Genomic DNA, 18,292 nt, shown 5'->3' on the forward strand with positions numbered 1-18,292 from the left:
CATGTCCACCGATACCGATCGCCGTCGCACCATCCTGCTCGTCAATCCGAACACCAACGCAGACACCACCGATCGCATGGTAGCCAAAGCCAACACGGTATTGACCGGCACGGGTTTCCGCACGGTCGGTGTCACTGCGGCGCGCGGTCCGAAGATGATCGTCGAACCGCAGGCTTTGGAAGACTCGGCGCGGTGGGCGGTCGACGCAGCGATGGTGGGTATCGATCGGTATCGACCGGTCGCGGTGATCGTCAGCGCGTTCGGCGATCCCGGCGCCGACGAATTACGTTCTCGCGTCGAGATCCCCGTGATCGGCATCGGACAGGCCTCGATACTGGAAGCCGCGCAAGACGGTCGACGATTCGCCATCGCCACCACCACGGGACTGCTCGCGGACGCGATGAACGACCTTGTCCAGTGGTATTGCCCGACAGGGGATTATGCCGGACTGTGGTTGACCGAAGGCGATCCCCTGACCCTGGCGCAAGACACAACTGCCAGTGTCAGCCAGTTGGGGAGCGCGATCGACGGTGCAGTCGCGGCGGGCGCGCGAGCCGTGGTGATCGGCGGCGGACCGTTGAGCGAACCCGCACAAGTGCTCTCGCTGCGCACCGACGCCACGGTGATCGAACCTATTCCAAGCGCAGTCCGGAAAGCGCTGGCGGAGTTCAGGGTGTCGGAGTGCAGTTCAACTCGAAGCTGACACAGGTTTTGCGAAGTGAGCAGCCCTTGCATCCTGCTGCAGGGGCTGCTCACTCGAGGAAAACTGTGCTCACTCCTACTGCCAGCTCACTTCTACTGCCAGCTCACTCCTACTGCCAGCTCACTCCTACGACTACACAGCGCGGTCGCTGGTCTCCCAGTACTGCGCACGCAGAGCCTTTTTGTCGAGCTTGCCGAGCGGTGTCAGCGGCAGGCTGTCCACGAAGTCGATGCTCTTGGGCGCGTGTACTGATCCCTTGGCCGCCTTCACCCGCTCGACCAGCTCTTCGGTACTGACGGTGAGCCCGCCGCGCAAAACCACGCACGCCTTGACGGCTTCGCCCCACTTGTCGTCCGGCACACCCACCACGGCCACGGACGCGACGGACGGGTGCGCGGAGATCACGTCCTCGATCTCTCGCGGGAACACGTTGAAACCGCCGGTCACGATCATGTCCTTCTTGCGATCGACGATGGACAGGAACCCGTCGACGTCCTTGCGCGCGATGTCGCCGGTGTGCAGCCAGCCACCGCGGAAGGCTTCTGCAGTCTCGGCGGGCTTCTTCCAGTACCCCTTCATGACCAAAGGACCTCGGACGCAGATCTCACCGAGTTCGCCCTGCGGCACCTCGTTCAGATCGTCGTCGAGCAGCCGGACGTCGAGCCACGGCACCGGGCGGCCACACGTGGCAAGTCGGACCGGGTCGTCGGCGAGGTGCTCTTCCTTGCGGAGCACCGAGATGGTCATGCCGCACTCACTCTGACCGTAGAACTGGAAGAAGATCTGACCGAACTTCTTGATTCCTTCCTGCAAGCGGGCCGGTGACATCGCGGATGCGCCGTAGAAGAGCGTCTGCAGACTCGAGACGTCCCGCTTCTCGAAATCCGGATGGTCCATGAGCATGTAGATCATGGTGGGCACCAACATGGTTGCCGTGATCTTGTACTTTTCGATCGCTTCGAGAACTGCTCCGGGCTCGAAGGCGGGCAGCACGATCAGCGCGCCGCCGCGCAGGAGCGTCGGAGTGAAGAACGCGGCACCGGCATGGGACAGCGGCGTGCAGATGAGGAAGCGATTCTCCTCGGGCCACTGCCATTCCGACATCTGGATCTGGTTGAGCGCCGCGCCCGAACGGAACGACCCGATAACACCTTTCGGCTTTCCGGTTGTGCCGCCGGTGTACACCATGCTGCTGGCGTCCTCGGCGTCGACGTGCGCGGCTTTGAGCGGCTTCGGCTCGAAAGTTGCCGCGAGAGCCAGAATGTCGATGCCGATCTCCGACGGGCCCATCGACAGGATCGTGGTCAACGACGGCGACGACGCCTTCAACTCGGCGGCCCTGTCCTCGAAAGCGTTGGGGTCGAAGATGAGGGTCTCGATCTCGGCGTCGTCGACGATGTACTTGTGGTCGTCGAGGGAGCCCATCGGATTGAGAGCGCTGGCGCGACAACCGGTGATCATGGTGGCGCCCATGCTGATGAGTACTTCGGGTCGATTCTTGGAGAGCATCGCCGTGCTGGTGCCCTGGGTGATTCCGAGCGACGCGAGTGCCTGGGCGAAGCAGCTGATCTGATCGCGCATCTGTCCGCCGGTGAGAACAACGTCGCCGATGTACAGCGCCGGCTTGTCGTGGTTCCGTTCGAGGGCGGTGATGAGCAGGTCCGGACCGTAAATCGGTCGGTGGAGGTCAGCAAACTCGTCTGTCATCTGGTCTTCCTTCTGCTTGGCCTGCCGTCATCGAGATGTGCTCCCGGTCACGAATACGTTATCCACAATCGCACAAAACTGGAACAGGTTCCAGAGGGGCCTCCGTCCCCTGTGCGCCTTTCTGGTAGGCCCGACTACCAAAAAGGCGCACAGGGCCGAAGGCCCTACTGCACCGCAAATGCAATCCGCGCGAGATCCGCTTCCGTTTCGCGCGGAGGCAGATCATCCAGATCGACCCGAACGGATCGCACCGTCCCTACAAAACGATCTCGGTCGGTGTAGTCGGAACTGATTGCGACGCCGTGGCATCGCCCGATTGTCAGCAGGCCGGTTCCGCCGATGTAGAACGGTGTCGTCCGCTCGATCCGATCCGACGCAACAACGGCGCCGTCCACCAGAAGCACGATCTGCGCGCCGGAGCCCAATCCGTCGCCCTCGTAGTGCAGTTCCATCCGCAGGTCGTGATGGCCGGGTTCGATCACCACCCGGCTACGAACGTGCTGCACATGCAGATCGGCGACGTTGTTGCAGTACGTCAGGGCGCCGTCGTGCACATAGAGACTCCATCCGCCGTCGGCGCGCGCACCTTGAGCCACGACAACGCCGGTCAGCCCCGCCTCCGACAGTTCGACGTCCGCCGTGATCGCGTGCGAACGATTGAACAGTTTGGGTGCCGCGTCCGGCAGCAAGGGTGGCATCGACCCGGGATAGGTGTGCGAACTCGGCGCCGGCTTCACCGACCCCTTGCGCATCCTCTGCATGCGAGTGTTGTCGAGCAGGACCTGGTTTCGGACCGCCTCGCGTTCGAATACCGCTTGAAGCTCGGCAAGTTTGTCCGGCCGGGTCGACGCCAGGTCGGCCGCCTCGGTCCAGTCGGTATTCGTGTCGTACAGCTCCCACACATCGTCTTCGAATGGCTTGTCACCGGATGCCGCCTGCATCGGGACGCGGTGAGCGGTACACGCCACCCACCCCTCGTGGTAGATCCCGCGGTTGCCGAATACTTCGAAATACTGCGTGGTTCGCCGATCGGGCGCCGACGGGTCGTTCAAGCTGTAGAGCATCGACACTCCGTCCATCGGCTGCTGCGCCACGCCGCCGACAGTCTCTGGCTGCGCAATTCCCGCAGCCTCGAGAACTGTGGGAACGACGTCGGACACAAAGTGCCATTGCTCGCGAATCTCGCCACCCGAGTCGATGCCGGACGGCCAGTGCACGATCAACGGGTTTCGCGTGCCGCCGTAATGCGACGCGACCTGCTTCACCCACTGGTAGGGCGTATCCATCGCCAGCGCCCACCCGATCGGATATTGCGGAGCTGTGGTCGGTCCACCCAATTCCGCACTCTTGTCGATGATCCGCGCCGACGTGTCCTTCAGGCCGTTGAACAGGATGCCCTCGTTGGCGGTGCCGAGCATGCCGCCTTCACCGGCCGCACCGTTGTCGCCGAGAATGTAGAAAACCAAGGTGTTTTCGAGCGTGCCCATGTCTTCGAGTGCGTCGATCACCCGCCCGACCTGAGCGTCGGTGTGCTCGGCAAAACCTGCGTACAGTTCCATGAGCAATTCCGCCGCGCGACGGTCTTCGTCGCTCATCGAATCCCACTGGGGAATGAAATCCAGCCACGCCGTCAGCTGTCCGTCTTCCGGTACGACGCCCAACTCGTGCTGGCGTGTCACGGTGATGTCGCGCTGACGGTTCCACCCGTGCGCGAACTTCCCGGCGTATTTGTCTCGCCACTGCGCCGGGACCTGAAGGGGTGAATGTGTCGCTCCCAGAGCCAGATACGTGAAGAAGGGTTTGTCCGGCGCGGCCGCCTGCTGGTGGCCCACCCAGTCGATCAGGCGATCGGCGAGATCTTCGGAGAGGTGGTAGCCCTCCTCCGGACCTGCTGGGGCGTCAACCGGGGTGATGCCGTTGTAGAGAGCCGGGTAGTACTGGTCGGTGGATCCGCCGAGAAATCCGTAGAAGTGCTCGAACCCCTCCCCGGTTGGCCAACGATCGAACGGTCCGGCCGGCCCCGTCTCGACACCCGGAGTTTGGTGCCATTTTCCGAATGCTGCTGTGTTGTATCCGTTCTCACGCAGAGTCATCGCGAGCGTTGCGGCACTGTCTGGCCTTGTGCAGTTGTATCCGGGATCTGTGCTCTCGAAGTTGGTGACAGTACCGAACCCCACCGCATGTGGATTTCGGCCGGTCAGCAGCGATGCTCTGGTCGGCGAACATAATGCGGTGGTGTGAAACCTGTTGTACTTCAGGCCGTCATCTGCGAGCCGCTGCGCCGTGGGCATGTCGATCGGCCCACCGAACGGCGAGGTGGCGCCAAATCCCATGTCGTCGACCAAGACGATCAGTACGTTAGGTGCCTTGTTCGTCATAGCAGTACCTTTCAGTTCCGGCCGTCGAAAAGTGCGTCCGGACGTAGTTTTCCGGTCAGAACCTGGGCCCGCTTTGCGGCCAGACGGTCGAACGAATCGGGGTGCGTGAGTATCCAGAACTCTTCCTGCGCAACACCGTCGAAGTAGATTTTGGCTGCGGCCGCGGGCGACATACCTTCTCTGATGTTCTCGCGCCAGAACTCGGTGTCCGCCCCGGACTGCGGGCGCACCGCGACGTCCTCGAAAATCCTGGTGGCAACCTGTCCCGGACTGAACACCGAGACGCGGATCTGTGGAAACTGTTCGGCACATTCGAGATACAGGCTTTCGGTGAGCGCCTGCACACCGTGCTTCGAGGCCGCGTACGCAGTCATCTTCGGTGTGATCGCCACACCGCCGACCGAGACGGTGTTGACGACGTGGGAAGGCCGCGGGTCGGCTCCCATTCTGGGGACGAACGAGCGGATGCCGTGAAAAACCCCGGTCAGGTTGACGTCGATGACGCGGCGCCATTCGTCCGCCGGAATGTCCCACGTGAACCCGACGGATTCGAGGCCTGCATTGTTGGCCAGGAGTGTCACGGCACCGAACTCCGCGAAGGCCGCGTCGGCCAGTGCGTCCACATCTGCGGCGACGGTGACATCGGTCGGGACGGTCAGCACGTGGGCTCCGTCTGCCCGAAGATCGGTCGCCACAGCCTCGAGGCGCTCGGCGGAGATGTCCGCCAGGACGACATTCATTCCGAGGTTGACAGCTTCGCGGGCCAGACCCTCGCCGATTCCACTTCCGGCTCCCGTGATCACTGCTGTTCCGTCGCGCAATTCTTCGAGTTTCATCACATTCCCTTCGCAACCTGCAGTGACGCGTTGCTCTGCCGAATTTTCGGGTGACACTATTCGGCCTACAGCCCGCTCGACAGAGGATCTCCCGCACGGTGGAACGAGCGCAATACCGCCAGAAACTGATGTCTCGCCCACCGAAACCACGGCCACGTCCCAGCCGCACTACAGGGCACTTCTGCACATATTCCCGATCAGCGGGAGCAAATGCTGTGGTAGCCGCGATGGTCACTAGCGTTGCCATCACCCACTCGAACGGCCGACTGGCCGGGGGAAACGGAGGTTATCGTGACTGCAATGCTTGTCGACGAGAATCCCTTGGCGCACGCGGTGCTGCCGACATTTTCGACGCTGTACGACGCATCCGCCGGCTTGATCGACGCGTCGACAGACGAACAGGATGTGGTGTTCTTCGGCCCGCCACGCCCCACGGACACTGTTGTGGGAAGTATCCGTTCACTCGAACGAATCTCGTCCACCGACGGCGGCCCGTCGCGGATCGCCCGGACCATCGACTACCGCGACGTGTACGGGCACCTGGTTGCCGAGGTGTACGCATCGGGAATCGCCTGCGACATCAAGGGTCCTGTCGCTGCGAGCACTTCGTCCGCACTGGCCGCCCACGTCGACGCCTCGTTCGATGCCGACAGTGTCCGTCGATTCCGTACCCGGATCTTCGTCTCGGATGCCTCGCGTCTCACGTTTACCCGCACTGCCGTCGCCCGGTATCTCAAGGATTCGGAGTATGTTTCCGATTTCATCGTGAGTGCAACCGATGATGCAGGCGTAACCGCGGGCAGGGCGTGGGTCACCGTGGCAGAGACTGCTCACTCGGATCGGTAAGTTCCACCGAGCGGGATCAGGCAGTAACCGGGCAATTCTCCGGTGATTGAGTGTCTCCATGTCGGCCATTGCATTCACTCTGTCCTCACGTACGTCACCGATAACCGTCGCTGACTACCGCGAACGTGCCCGCAAGGCACTGCCCGCGATGATCTGGGCGTACGTCGACGGCGGCGCCGAGGACGAGCTGACGCTGCGCGCCAACGTCGATGATTTCGACAAGTGGGCGCTTCGCTCACGGGTTTTGACCGGAAACGAAGGTCAAGGGCTGTCCGCCAAAGTGGGGAACACAGCGCTCGATCTCCCGGTTTTCCTCTCTCCCACCGGAATGACCGGACTTATCCAGTGGACCGGTGAACGAGCTGCCGCTCGGGCAGCCGAACGCGTTGGCACGCGAGCGGTTATCTCCACGGCATCCAGTTACACAGTGGAGGAGATCGCGGACGCGACCTCCGAGAACCATTTCTTCCAGCTTTACCCGTGGACCAGCGTCCGCACCGGGGAATCGTTGGCGAAGAAATTCATCGACCGCGCACACCACGCCGGGTACAGCGCGTTGTTCGTGACGGTTGACGTTCCGGTGACCGGAAACCGGGAGGGAGAACGTAAGCGAGGCATGGGGATTCCGCCCACTCTCTCGCCGTCCCGCGTCCTCGACGCGGCCCGCAAACCCCGCTGGGCCTACAACTTCCTGAAACACCAGCGAATCTCGTCGCGCATGTTGGTCGACGAGCGAGGCGCCGCCGCCGCAGTGCGATCGGCGCAGAAGCAGGTCAGTCTCCTGCGACCGGAACTGTGCTGGGACGACTTGGCGAAGATCCGCGATCTGTGGGACGGTCCGATGTACGTCAAAGGCATTCTCGATCCGGATGATGCCGCTGCTGCTGTCCGACTGGGTGCCGACGGAATTGTCGTGTCGAATCACGGTGGACGCCAACTCGACAGCGCGCTCTCGAGCATCGAAGCACTGCCTGCGGTGGTTGATCGAGTGGGCGGATCCGGCGGCGTTCCCGTCTACTTGGACGGCGGCATTCGTCGTGGCAGCGATGTGGTGAAGGCACTTGCACTCGGCGCGACCGCGGTCGGAATCGGCCGACCGTACGTGTACGGATTGGCGGTTGGCGGTGAGGACGGCGTCGCGCACGTTCTCGAGATTTTCCGCGAGGAGATCGCGCGGACTCTGACGCTCATGGGCGTACGTGACATCGCCGAACTCGATCGCTCCCACATCATGCGACGCGGGGCGAGTTTCCGGTCCCGAGAGTAAGTGTTCCATCCAGCGGGAATGCCCGTATCCGAGGCAACCACGCCAACGGTTCTATGGGGTGGATCACATCACTGACAGCGTCGTCGGACGCGGCTCGGAGGAAGACATGTCGCTCAGCACGGACTCACCCACAACGGCAGACGAGGAAATTCGCGAAATCGAGGCGGCGGCTCCCCCGGCGCGATTTGCTCGGGGGTGGCATTGCCTCGGACTCAGCAAGACGTATCGCGACGGAACGCCACACCAGATCGAAATCTTCGGCACCAGCCTGGTTGTTTTCGCCGACAGTAAGGGCGACATCAAGATCCTCGACGCCTATTGCCGTCACATGGGCGGCAACCTGGCGCAGGGCACGGTCAAGGGCGATTCGATCGCGTGCCCGTTCCACGACTGGCGTTGGGGCGGCAACGGAAAATGTACGGACATTCCGTACGCACGACGCGTTCCGCCGCTGGCCAAGACCCGTGCATGGACGACACTCGAGCGCAACGGCCAGCTGTTCGTCTGGAACGATCCCCAGGGCAACCCCCCACCCGCAGAAGTCACCATCCCCGAGATCGAAGGCTTCGGAAGCAGCGAGTGGAGCGACTGGAGCTGGAACACGCTCACCATCGAAGGCTCGCATTGCCGCGAGATCGTGGACAACGTCGTGGACATGGCGCACTTCTTCTACATCCATTACTCCTTCCCCCGGTATTTCAAGAACATCTTCGAAGGTCATGTCGCAAGCCAGTACATGGAGTCGGTGGGACGTGAGGATGTCATCAGCGGTACGAACTACGGGGATCCCAACGCTGTTCTTCGTTCGGACGCGTCGTATTTCGGTCCGTCGTACATGATCGACTGGCTCAAGAGCGAGGCCAACGGTCAGATCATCGAGACCGTTCTGATCAACTGCCACTACCCGATCTCGAACAACGCCTTCGTGCTGCAGTACGGCGCCATGGTGAAGAAGCTTCCCGGAATGAGCGACGAGGACACTGCGGCTATGGCCGCGCAGTTCACCGAGGGCGTCGAGACGGGATTCCTTCAGGACGTGGAGATCTGGAAGAACAAGGCTCCCATCGACAATCCACTTCTCTCCGAAGAAGACGGCCCGGTATATCAGTTGCGGCGTTGGTACAACCAGTTCTACACCGATGTCGAGGACGTCACCGAAGACATGACCAAGCGCTTCGAGTTCGAGATCGACACCACCCGAGCGGTGGCGAGCTGGAAGCAGGAAGTTGCCGAGAACGTCGCAGCCCGGGAAGCCCAGGCACCTCAGACCACGTCCTGATCAGAGCCCGTGCTGACCGAGACCACACGACACAACACAACATAGGGTGACCATGAGTTACGAAGTGCTCGAACAGATCAACTTGATGGCCGACGACATCTTCCAAGAAGGTATCGAGGCCGAGAAAATCGGACGGTTGGCAGACGATACCGCCAAGAAGATGAAAGCCGCCGGGTCGATCCGGATGTTGCAGCCCAAGGAATACGGCGGCATGGAGGCACATCCGCGCGAGTTCGCGGAAACCGTAATGCGGATGGCGTCGCTGAATCCGTCGGCTGGTTGGGTCCACGGGATTGTCGGAGTTCACCCGTGGCAGTTGGCGTTTGCCGATCCGAAGGTTCAGCAGGAAATCTGGGGTTCCGATCCTGATACCTGGATGGCCTCTCCCTATATGCCCGGCGGCATGTGTATTCCCACCGACGGTGGGTACAAGTTCTCCGGCCGCTGGCAGTTTTCCTCCGGTACGGACCATTGTGATTGGGCGTTCCTCGGCGCTATGGCCTGCGACAAGGACGGCAACATGGAAATGCCGCCCCGCATGCTGCACGTGATCATTCCGCGCACCGACTACGAGATCATCGAAGACTCGTGGGACGTCATGGGTTTGCGCGGCACGGGGTCGAAAGATCTTGTGGTCAAGGACGCGTACGTTCCCGATTACCGCGTCATGGATTGCGACGAGGTCATCGACGGTACCGCTGTGCGCAAGTACGGACGCACCGAGACGCTGTACCTGATGCCGTGGTCGAACATGTTCCCACTCGGGATCACAGCCGCGACCATCGGAATCTGCGAGGGAATGCTGTTCCACGCCAACGAATACCAGGCTGATCGCATCAATGCCCAGGGCACCGCGATCAAGGATGATCCGTACACGCTCTTCGCCATCGGCCAGGCAACAGCCGATATTCGCGCGGCGCGAGATACTCTGCTGGCCAATGTCGATCGCATGTGGGATCGCGTGGACGCAGGCAAGGAAGTGACGTTCGAGCAGCGCGCCGAAGGTCGGCAGACCCAGGTTCAGGCTGCATGGCGTGCCATCAATGCCATCGACCAGGTCTACCCGCGGTGCGGCGGCAACGCCCTTCGCATGGACAAGCCACTGCAGCGCTTCTGGCGCGACGCCCATGCCGGCCAGCATCACGCAATCCACGTCCCCGGCACCGTATTCCACGCTGCCTCCCTCAGCCGCCTCGGCGCCGATCCGCAGGGCCCGCTGCGGGCGATGATCTGACATAAGGAACAACACACGATGACGCACACCGACATCAAGGGACTTGGCTACGTCAAGATCTCCACCAACGACATGGACCGTTGGCGCACTTTTGCATTCGACGTTCTTGGCTTCGCCAAGGGCAGCGGACCGGACGAGAACGCGCTGTACCTGCGTCTCGACGAGCGCGCCGCCCGCATCGTCATCGTCGAGGGCGAGCGCGACGAGATCGTCAGCATCGGCTGGGAGGTGGCCGATCGCAACGCGCTACGACGCGTTCAGGCCGCGCTGGAGAAGTTCGGCACCGCGGTCGACCAACTTCCCCTGGCCGAGGCCGACGCACGCCGAGTCGAAGAGGTCATCACCTTCACCGATCCCGGCGGCGCAAATGTGGAAATCTTCCACGGCGCGATCCTCGATCACAGCCCGGTCGTCACGCCGTTCGGCTCTCGATTTGTCACCGGCTCACAGGGCCTTGGCCACGTTGTTCTCCCGGTCATGGACAGTGCTGCGAGCTTCGATTTCTACACCGATGTTCTCGGCTTCTATCCGCGTGGCGCATTCCGCCTGCCCGCGCCGCCGGAGTTCGGCCCCCTGCGCATCCGTTTCCTCGGGGTCAACGAACGCCACCACAGCTTGGCGCTGTGCCCTGCCCCGCACGGCGGCGCGCCCGGCCTGATCCACATCATGGTCGAGGTCGACACACTCGACGCCGTAGGCCAGGCACTCGACCGGGTGGTGAAGGACGGATTCTCGGTGTCCTCGACCCTGGGTCGACATACCAACGACAAGATGGTCTCGTTCTACGTCCGGGCGCCAGGCGGCTGGGACATCGAGTTCGGCACCGAGGGATCGAAGGTGGATCAGGACTCCTACTCGGCAGAGGAGATCACCGCCGACAGTTACTGGGGCCATGACTGGTCGGGCAGCGAACCGCTGGCAGCGATGTAAATAGCAAGCGATGTAAATTTTCACCGGGAAGGGCTTGCGCACATTTGTGCGCAAGCCCTTTTCCTGTGTTCGGACCCCGTAGGCATGCGTGTGGGCCTCGTATCGTCTTTCCTGGTGATGCGAGGCTCTCACGCGGTATGTAGTTCCGGTGGAACCGGATTCAGTCTCGGTGAACTGGTCCCTGACGGGTGGTGGAGCGACGGCGTCGTTGTTTCGGATCGATCGCCGACGGCGGGATGAACCACGGTTTGTGATCATCGCCCATCTTGATTTCCCAGATCCCGCGGAACCCGCTGGTGCTGTGGATCAATCGGTGGTGGCTACGGCAGAGGAGGGTGAGGTTGTCCATCACCGTCGGACCGCCCACCGACCAGGGTTGTATATGGTGGGCGCCGCACCAAGCCGGTACGGCATCACAGTTCGGGAAGGCGCAGCCTTTGTCCCGAGCGATCAGCGCAGTCCGCTGTTCGGGTGTGACTAACCGTTTGTGCGGCGTCGCATCGAGCGGTGCACCGTTGCCGTCCATCAACACTGTGGAGAGCATGCAATCGCAGGCGAGCATCCGGGTCAGGCTCACACTGAGTGGTCCCATCCACGGCATGTACCCGACATCAAGATCCTCGACGTCAGGCTCATCGAAATCCGCCGCGACATCGCTACGCATGGTGGCGCATTCCCGATGCTCCGCAAGATCTTTCGCAGTGATGTGCACATTCACATGCGGACGCTGCCCACCATCAACACCGGTGACGGCGTTGTCGAGGTACCGGCGAATAAGCTCCGTGAACGCATCCGCGGTTCGTTTGGCAGCCGATCGCTGATCCGGGGTCCCGTCCGCGGCCGGTTTCGGCATCGACAAACCCGAGAGAGCCGACAACAACATTTCGCCGGTCAACGCGTCGAAATCACCCTTGATCGCGACCCGTCCGTTGAGCGTTGGCGAAATCCGCAAGACGTTGAGATCGTCGTCCTCACCGGGCGGGACATCGTCGGACTCGAATATCCGCTCCAGAACCGCAATCGCATAGCGGAGTTTGATGGTGGTCGCCTCCACCCCGGATGCCGCGGCGAGCAGAGTTGCCATGCAGGACGGTAACGCACTGTCGGGCATTCCTTTTGGCGGAGATTCACAGAATGCGGCAATTATTGCCGCATGATCGAGCGAGAGATCGCCGGCCTCGAACTACGCAGCAATGTCGGGGAACACCCGCAGCGCGGCGCCAATGGCAGCGATCTTGTTACCGGCCGCATTCTGCAGCATCGTGTTCGCCGCCAACCACCGACCAACACCCCGGTAACACAGCACCTGCTCATCAGGATTGAGCGCCAACGCGTCGACAGCGGCAACCCGAATCGCTTCCAACCGAAGAATCTCCGCAGACGCACTCACGGCAACGTCCCGAACCTCCGCCGGGCGCAATTGCCACAGCCTGCCACGCACACCCGCAGCCGAGCCGGCTACAACATCCCCCACCGAAACAAAATCGCTGACCTTGGTCATCAGAGCCTCCCCACCCTTGACCACAATGATACTCGAACACTTATTCGAATCAAGAGACATATCGGGCACATCTGAAACCGAAGCGACACGCATGCGCGCCGGATCGCCCAGTCGACAGGAATGGCGCCCACAAAAACCCGAGCGCGCCACACCTCTACGCCCAGATGCAGGACGTTTACGTGATTCACTTCACAAATCGCGAGTCATATGACACTATTTCTAATTGAAATAGCCAGCTCACAGATTTTCATCGAAGAGGAGTAGTGGACGCGATGACTATGGCACTGGAGTCCCAAGTAGCGACCGTGAAGCTAGATTCCGCTGACCTGGGGGTTGACTCGACACCCACTGCCGTTCTCGACCGCGTCTCACTCGTCCTCGACACCTTCGACGGTCCTGGCCGCCTCACGCTCGCCCAGATTGTTCGCCGCACCGGCCTTCCTCGGTCGTCCGCCCACCGCCTACTCGAGCGGCTGGTCTCGATGCGCTGGCTACGGCGCGACGGCCGCGACTACGAGCTCGGTATGCGCCTGGTCGAGTTGGGCTCTCTCGCCGTACACCAGGATCGCCTGCACACAGCTGCGTTGCCACTGCTGCACGAGCTGTATCGCGTCACTGGATTTGTTGTTCACCTCGGCATTCTCGACGGCTCCGATGTGGTGTATCTCGAGAAGATCGGCGGGCGCCTGGCCGCCGCTGTCCCGACGCGCGTCGGGGAACGGCGTCATGCTCCCACGACTGCCTTGGGGCAGGCGCTGCTCGCATTCGAGTCGCAATCCACAACGCATCCCCAGCGTGCCCGGATTCGGGAGGCCGGTGTGGCCTTCGAAAGTGGGAGTGGGTTGGCCGGCTTCAGCTGTCTGGCGGCACCGATCGGACTGCCCGGACGGGCAGTTGCCGCAGTGTCGATTTGTGGGCCGACGAAGGCGCTACGTAACGATCACATCAGTGCAGCACCCGTCCGCATGGCCGCGTCTGCGATCTGGCGTGCCATCGACGGTGGATCTCACACTGTCACACCGACTTTGCAGCGTCGGCAGCTGCTGCGAAACCTGCCCACCGCTGCCAGGGCGTGAGCAACATGTCGGTCATGACCGAGGGCAGCTGGTTACTCAGATATCGCGCTGATCCTGGGTGAGTGAGAGGACATGATCTTCGATGTCCTTCCATCGGCCAGGCGACACCGGGATCGGTGACCCGAGGGGATCATATTCGGCGACCTTGGCAAATTCTGCCGACGCCCGGTCGATATCGTCGAGTAGTTCACGCGCAAGGTCGATTTCAGCCCGGAAGTAGCGTACCGACCAACGCAATGTCATGACGGAGTACGCCCACGCGGGCTCGTTTTCTGCGTGGTCTGCGTGAAGTTCCGCGCGTCGTAGTTGCTCCTCGACATTGGCGATATGCGCACCGACAAGCGCCTTGAGCCGTGGCGGGTCATTCAGATGCCCCATCCAAAGGCGAAGCATGACACCGTGTTTGAGTACGGGAACCTCCACAGGAGCTTCGCGTGACCAGGTGCGCACTGCCTCGGTTCCGGATTCGGTAATCGCGTACAGGCGTCGACCCCGCACCCCGGGTTCGGATACGACCCGCGATTCCACGAACCCGATCTTCTCGAGTTTCTTGAGCTCGGCATACACCTGACTGATGGACGGACTCCAGTAGAAGAACCCGACACTCCAGTCGGCCCATTTCTTGAGATCGTTGCCTGTCAGCTCCTCACCAAACGTGAGCGTTCCGAGGACCGCCCAACTCGTTGCGGGAAGTCCTCTGGACACGTCTTCGGTTGCGGACACGGACAGGAGTCTAACAATCGAACGACCAGGTGAGGTGCATCACAAACCGAGGTGCCCGCTTAGCGGGAGAGTTTCACGAATTGGCGGTCAAGGCTGCTGTCGTCATGTCGATGACGTTCACTTGAAAGTCCGCCGCCGAGAGCGGCAATCGGCGACGTCCGGTCAGATCACGTGCCCGGACGGCAAGCATTGCGGTGGCAAGCAGAATTGCTCCGCGCACCCGCTCGTCGACCAGCGGGCCGGGCAGGTGACCGATGGATTCGCGCAGCAACTCGATGGATCTGACGAGGCTGGGATAGTTCGGCGGTACCTGATCTATCTGCTCGGGTTCGAGCTGATAGATGGTCTGGCCGAGAATGCGCAGGTATCTGCGGCCCGCTTCGCTGGTGAGCATCTCCCCCAGCGGCGCCACGATCAGTTCGACGCACTTGCGCGGGGTGACGTCACCTTGCCAGTGCGCGAGCATCGCGGTTCTCCGAGCTTCCAACTGCACCAGGTACTTCTCGCGAATCGCCTGGAGTATGCCTTCGCGGGAGCCGAAGTGATACCGCAACGCCGACGGATTGCGTTGGCCCGCACCCGAAACAATGTCACCGACCAGGGTCGCCTCAATCCCCTTCGTGGCAAAGAGTTCTTCCGCGACTTCGAGAAGTTTTTGTTTGGTCGAGAGCTCTCCCGTACTCATGGCGCTTAGTGTACCTTTCCGATTACTACTAATAAGGAGTATTAATGAGCCCCTTGAAATCGATGACCCCGGCCAGGTTCGGATCCCTACTCGTTGCCGCTACGACGGTGCTCGCGACAGGGTTCGGAAGCAGCACCGGAAGTATCGACGGAAGCCTCGAACCCGACACATCTGTCTACGCAGACACAGGTTGGGTTACCCTGCACGGCGATTCGGGCAATCGTCGTCAGCAACTGGGAGTTCAACCCGCGCAGAGTTACACCCGGTGGACAGCTCTGCAGGGTGCCTCGATTCTCACCGCTCCCACCATGCTGCCCAACGGAAACCTGGCCATCACCACAGGCAAGGCCGAGGGCAGCGCCAACCTCCACGTGCTCGACAAGTTCGGCACCATCGTCTGGGAAACGCCGGCGTGGAGCGGCAAGACCGGCGTCGACTCGGCCGCGATCATCTCCTCCCCCATCATCGACGCGGACGGCAACATCTTTGTCAGCGACGCAGATCAACTGTGGTCGTACACCAGTGGCGGCGCCCTGCGTTGGGTCATCGACCTACCGGCAGCGCCCAGCCCCAACCCATTTGCCGACGGATCGCGGGCGATCAATCCCTTTGTCACAGCCGCTTTCACCAAGGACGGTGCAGTTTTCGGCACCACCGTGTTCGGTCAGGTGATGGTGGTCGACCGGGCCACCGGAGAGTTGCGCGCACCCGTGTTCCAGCTTCCCGGCTCAATAGCCAAGCGGCACACAAAAACTCCGATGTCACCGAACATGTGGGCCGGCGGAATGATGGACCCTGCCATCAAGGATCCCATCTTCCAGATCATCATGGGCGGAATAGTCCAGAGCGCAAACACTCCCGCAGTGGACTCGGTGACCGGACGCGTCTACGTCGCGGCAACCGACAAGGAACAAGACAAGGGCGCGCTCTACGGCCTCGACATCACCCCACCGAAGAACGGTGCCCCCGGCTCGATTTCCATTGCCTTTGCGGCGCAGATGGGCCCAGGTAGCGGTTCGAGCCCCGTTATCTCGCCCGACGGCAAAACCGTCTACACGTGTGACGACGAGGGACTCCTCTATGCATTCGATGCTGCATCCGGCAAGGAACTCTGGAACGCTCCGTCCGGCGCTGCTGCCGCCGCGGTAGCCGTGGACGCGCAAGGATCTATCTACGCACTCACCAATCCCGGCGTCCTCTCCGCATACAGTGCCGCAGGCGCAAAGCTCTGGGACGCCGATCTCAGCGAGCTGACAAACGCAACGCTCCCGGTCAGCGACGTGTACGGCGCGCCCATCGTGCGCGGCAACGGCAACCCGACGGTTGTGAACGGCTCAATTCTGATCGAAGTCTTCTACGGCTACGACGTCCCGATCCAGGGCTACCCCGTCTCGGTGCCGGTGAAGTCCGCCATCGTCGACATCGATCCGGCCACCGGAAAGGGCATGCGCAACATCGGCTTCGCCACCGACACCACAGAAGGGATTTTGGCGGTCACTCCGGACGGACGAATCTTCTCGACCTTGGGCGTCATGACGTCGACGGCTGTTGCGCCACTCGCGCCGATGATCAACCCGACGCTGCCGGACGGACTCGAACTGATTGCACCGTCCGGCGGACTCGACGGGTTCATCCCGAACCCGTAGGGCAGCGCTTCTACTGACCGGGAGTGCTGAGTCGACCGGGTGGAGCGGGATCCTGGGCAGAAGTGTTCTTGCTGCCATTGAGTGGGACTGGCGCTGGATTACCTCGCCGTTGCCCCACATCGTAGGGACTCACACCCTGTTTGCAGAGCTTTGATCGAGGAGAGACACATGTCCGTAGAAAATGCCGCACCGCCGGCGCTGGACGGGCGCACACTGCGCGACGTGATGAGCAACTTCTGCACCGGCGTCACGGTGATCACCGCCCACGACGGTGAATCCCCACTCGGATTCACGTGCCAGTCCTTGGTCTCGGTTTCTCTCGATCCTCCGTTGCTGTCGTTCTGCCCGGCAAAAACGTCGACGAGTTGGCCGAAACTACGTGAAGCCGGGTCCATCTGCATCAACGTTCTTGCACACGATCAGAAGGACATGTGCTCGGCTTTCGCTCGCGGCGGCACTGACAAGTTCAGTGGTGTCGACTGGGAAGCAGGCTCCAACGGCGCGCCTGCCCTCGACGGCGCCCTGGCCCGTATCGAAGCCACCATCGAAAACGAGCACGATGCAGGCGATCACACCATCGTCGTTGCACGCATCACGGATCTGACCGTGCTGCGCCACGACGGCCCGCTGCTCTTCTACCGTGGCGGTTTCGGTCGCTTCGACGCCTAAGCCTCCGACAAGCCGCCGACGTTTGAACTGGGCGTCCCGCTGCGTGGGAGACATCGACGATAGGGACGATCAGAAGCGATAACGTCCGGTGAGGTCGGCGCCCACCGCCGACCTCACCGGGACACAACTGATCGGATTACGACGATGACTACTGTCGAACCAGATATCACCGCTGCGATCACCGCGACCGTCACCGCGTACCTCGACGCGGTTTCCCGCGGATCGAGCGCAGACATCGCAGCCCTGTACGCGGAGAACGGAACTCTCGAGGATCCCGTGGGCAGCGAACCCGTTGTCGGCCGCGAGGCGATTGCCGCATTCTTCGGTGCCCTCGAAGGTCGCACGCAGGAGATCGAACTCCTGACCCTGCGTGTCAGCGGTTCCAGCGCGGCGTTCCATTTCCGCGTCGTGACACCGATGGGTGACAAGATCTACGAGGTCTCCCCCATCGACGTGATGACCTTCGACGAGAACGCCAAGATCACCAGCACGCGCGCGTTCTGGGCGATGTCGGACATGGCCGTACGCTGATGCGGCAGGTCAGCTGCCGCAATTGCGGCAACCGAGTACTCATCGAGAAGTACAGCAACGCGCACACCAGCGTGCAGTGGCTCGAGGATTCCGAGCAGGTCTGCCCGGAACTTGCGCGCCCGTCGGATAATCCGTATGCACAGCGTTCGTGCTCGTCGTTGCGTCAGACCATCAACGACCTTGCCGACGCCGGAGCCGTCGAAATGAGCGAGCGCAGCTATCCCGTTCCCGGTTCCCTGTACTGAACAGGACTTCTCTCGCTCACTGGGAAGCTACATGTA

16 protein-coding genes and 1 pseudogene are annotated in these 18,292 nt (G+C 61.9%); 11 read left to right on the forward strand and 6 right to left on the reverse strand.

Going from position 1 to position 18,292, the window contains the following annotated elements; all coding sequences use genetic code 11:
• Nucleotide 1 precedes the first annotated feature (1 nt).
• Nucleotides 2-703, forward strand: a complete 702-nt coding sequence (locus CJ178_RS12870) for an aspartate/glutamate racemase family protein (RefSeq protein ID WP_095886831.1) — start codon at nucleotides 2-4, stop codon at nucleotides 701-703.
• A gap of 132 nt (nucleotides 704-835) precedes the next feature.
• On the opposite strand, the gene CJ178_RS12875 is transcribed toward CJ178_RS12870, so the two are convergent.
• The 3 genes from CJ178_RS12875 to CJ178_RS12885 all read right to left on the reverse strand — a co-directional run bounded on the left by CJ178_RS12875 (nucleotide 836) and on the right by CJ178_RS12885 (nucleotide 5,624).
• Entirely contained in the window at nucleotides 836-2,410 is a 1,575-nt protein-coding gene (locus tag CJ178_RS12875; RefSeq protein WP_033235685.1) for an AMP-binding protein, read from the reverse strand.
• Nucleotides 2,411-2,574: 164 nt separating this feature from the next.
• Nucleotides 2,575-4,788 (reverse strand): arylsulfatase, encoded by a 2,214-nt coding sequence (locus tag CJ178_RS12880; RefSeq protein WP_095886832.1) that lies wholly within the window; start codon nucleotides 4,786-4,788, stop codon nucleotides 2,575-2,577.
• A gap of 11 nt (nucleotides 4,789-4,799) precedes the next feature.
• A complete protein-coding gene (locus tag CJ178_RS12885) occupies nucleotides 4,800-5,624 on the reverse strand; it encodes an SDR family NAD(P)-dependent oxidoreductase (protein ID WP_095887957.1) in 825 nt (274 codons plus the stop codon).
• A 291-nt stretch (nucleotides 5,625-5,915) separates the two neighbouring features.
• On the opposite strand from CJ178_RS12885, the gene CJ178_RS12890 reads away from it, so the two are divergent.
• The 5 genes from CJ178_RS12890 to bphC all read left to right on the forward strand — a co-directional run bounded on the left by CJ178_RS12890 (nucleotide 5,916) and on the right by bphC (nucleotide 11,180).
• A complete protein-coding gene (locus tag CJ178_RS12890) occupies nucleotides 5,916-6,470 on the forward strand; it encodes a hypothetical protein (RefSeq protein ID WP_095886833.1) in 555 nt (184 codons plus the stop codon).
• A 58-nt stretch (nucleotides 6,471-6,528) separates the two neighbouring features.
• A complete protein-coding gene (locus CJ178_RS12895; protein ID WP_033235688.1) occupies nucleotides 6,529-7,737 on the forward strand; it encodes an alpha-hydroxy acid oxidase in 1,209 nt (402 codons plus the stop codon).
• Between the two features lie 106 nt (nucleotides 7,738-7,843).
• A complete protein-coding gene (locus CJ178_RS12900; protein ID WP_033235827.1) occupies nucleotides 7,844-9,016 on the forward strand; it encodes a Rieske 2Fe-2S domain-containing protein in 1,173 nt (390 codons plus the stop codon).
• Nucleotides 9,017-9,068: 52 nt separating this feature from the next.
• Nucleotides 9,069-10,250: an acyl-CoA dehydrogenase family protein gene (locus tag CJ178_RS12905; protein WP_033235689.1), complete on the forward strand. Its 1,182-nt coding sequence runs from the start codon at nucleotides 9,069-9,071 to the stop codon at nucleotides 10,248-10,250.
• A gap of 18 nt (nucleotides 10,251-10,268) precedes the next feature.
• Nucleotides 10,269-11,180, forward strand: a complete 912-nt coding sequence (gene bphC, locus CJ178_RS12910; RefSeq protein ID WP_045064119.1) for a biphenyl-2,3-diol 1,2-dioxygenase — start codon at nucleotides 10,269-10,271, stop codon at nucleotides 11,178-11,180.
• A gap of 160 nt (nucleotides 11,181-11,340) precedes the next feature.
• Here the strand turns inward: bphC and CJ178_RS12915 are convergent.
• Nucleotides 11,341-12,681: pseudogene (locus CJ178_RS12915) on the reverse strand (DUF222 domain-containing protein).
• A 272-nt stretch (nucleotides 12,682-12,953) separates the two neighbouring features.
• Between CJ178_RS12915 and CJ178_RS12920 the strand changes: the two are divergent.
• The gene (locus CJ178_RS12920; protein ID WP_033235829.1) at nucleotides 12,954-13,757 is read left to right on the forward strand and encodes an IclR family transcriptional regulator; all 804 of its coding nucleotides are present in this window, start codon (nucleotides 12,954-12,956) and stop codon (nucleotides 13,755-13,757) included.
• Between the two features lie 36 nt (nucleotides 13,758-13,793).
• On the opposite strand, the gene CJ178_RS12925 is transcribed toward CJ178_RS12920, so the two are convergent.
• Complete coding sequence (locus tag CJ178_RS12925) at nucleotides 13,794-14,480, reverse strand: PadR family transcriptional regulator (RefSeq protein ID WP_033235691.1); 687 nt, start codon at nucleotides 14,478-14,480, stop codon at nucleotides 13,794-13,796.
• A 73-nt stretch (nucleotides 14,481-14,553) separates the two neighbouring features.
• A complete protein-coding gene (locus tag CJ178_RS12930) occupies nucleotides 14,554-15,165 on the reverse strand; it encodes a TetR/AcrR family transcriptional regulator (protein ID WP_095886834.1) in 612 nt (203 codons plus the stop codon).
• 44 nt (nucleotides 15,166-15,209) lie between these two features.
• Here CJ178_RS12930 and CJ178_RS12935 point away from each other — a divergent pair, with 44 nt between their 5' ends.
• The 4 genes from CJ178_RS12935 (at nucleotide 15,210) to CJ178_RS12950 (ending at nucleotide 18,256) form a co-directional block, all read left to right on the forward strand.
• Nucleotides 15,210-16,811, forward strand: a complete 1,602-nt coding sequence (locus CJ178_RS12935; RefSeq protein ID WP_095886835.1) for an outer membrane protein assembly factor BamB family protein — start codon at nucleotides 15,210-15,212, stop codon at nucleotides 16,809-16,811.
• A gap of 168 nt (nucleotides 16,812-16,979) precedes the next feature.
• Entirely contained in the window at nucleotides 16,980-17,480 is a 501-nt protein-coding gene (locus CJ178_RS12940) for a flavin reductase family protein (protein WP_033235693.1), read from the forward strand.
• Nucleotides 17,481-17,624: 144 nt separating this feature from the next.
• Nucleotides 17,625-18,011, forward strand: coding sequence for a nuclear transport factor 2 family protein (locus CJ178_RS12945; protein ID WP_033235694.1), 387 nt, complete (start codon nucleotides 17,625-17,627; stop codon nucleotides 18,009-18,011).
• Complete coding sequence (locus CJ178_RS12950) at nucleotides 18,011-18,256, forward strand: hypothetical protein (protein WP_033235695.1); 246 nt, start codon at nucleotides 18,011-18,013, stop codon at nucleotides 18,254-18,256. The genes CJ178_RS12945 and CJ178_RS12950 overlap by 1 nt, the downstream gene beginning before the upstream one ends.
• The last annotated feature ends 36 nt before the right edge of the window (nucleotides 18,257-18,292 follow it).

The sequence above is a fragment of the Rhodococcus sp. ACPA4 genome (genome assembly GCF_002300185.1).
Taxonomy (GTDB): domain Bacteria; phylum Actinomycetota; class Actinomycetes; order Mycobacteriales; family Mycobacteriaceae; genus Rhodococcus_F; species Rhodococcus_F globerula.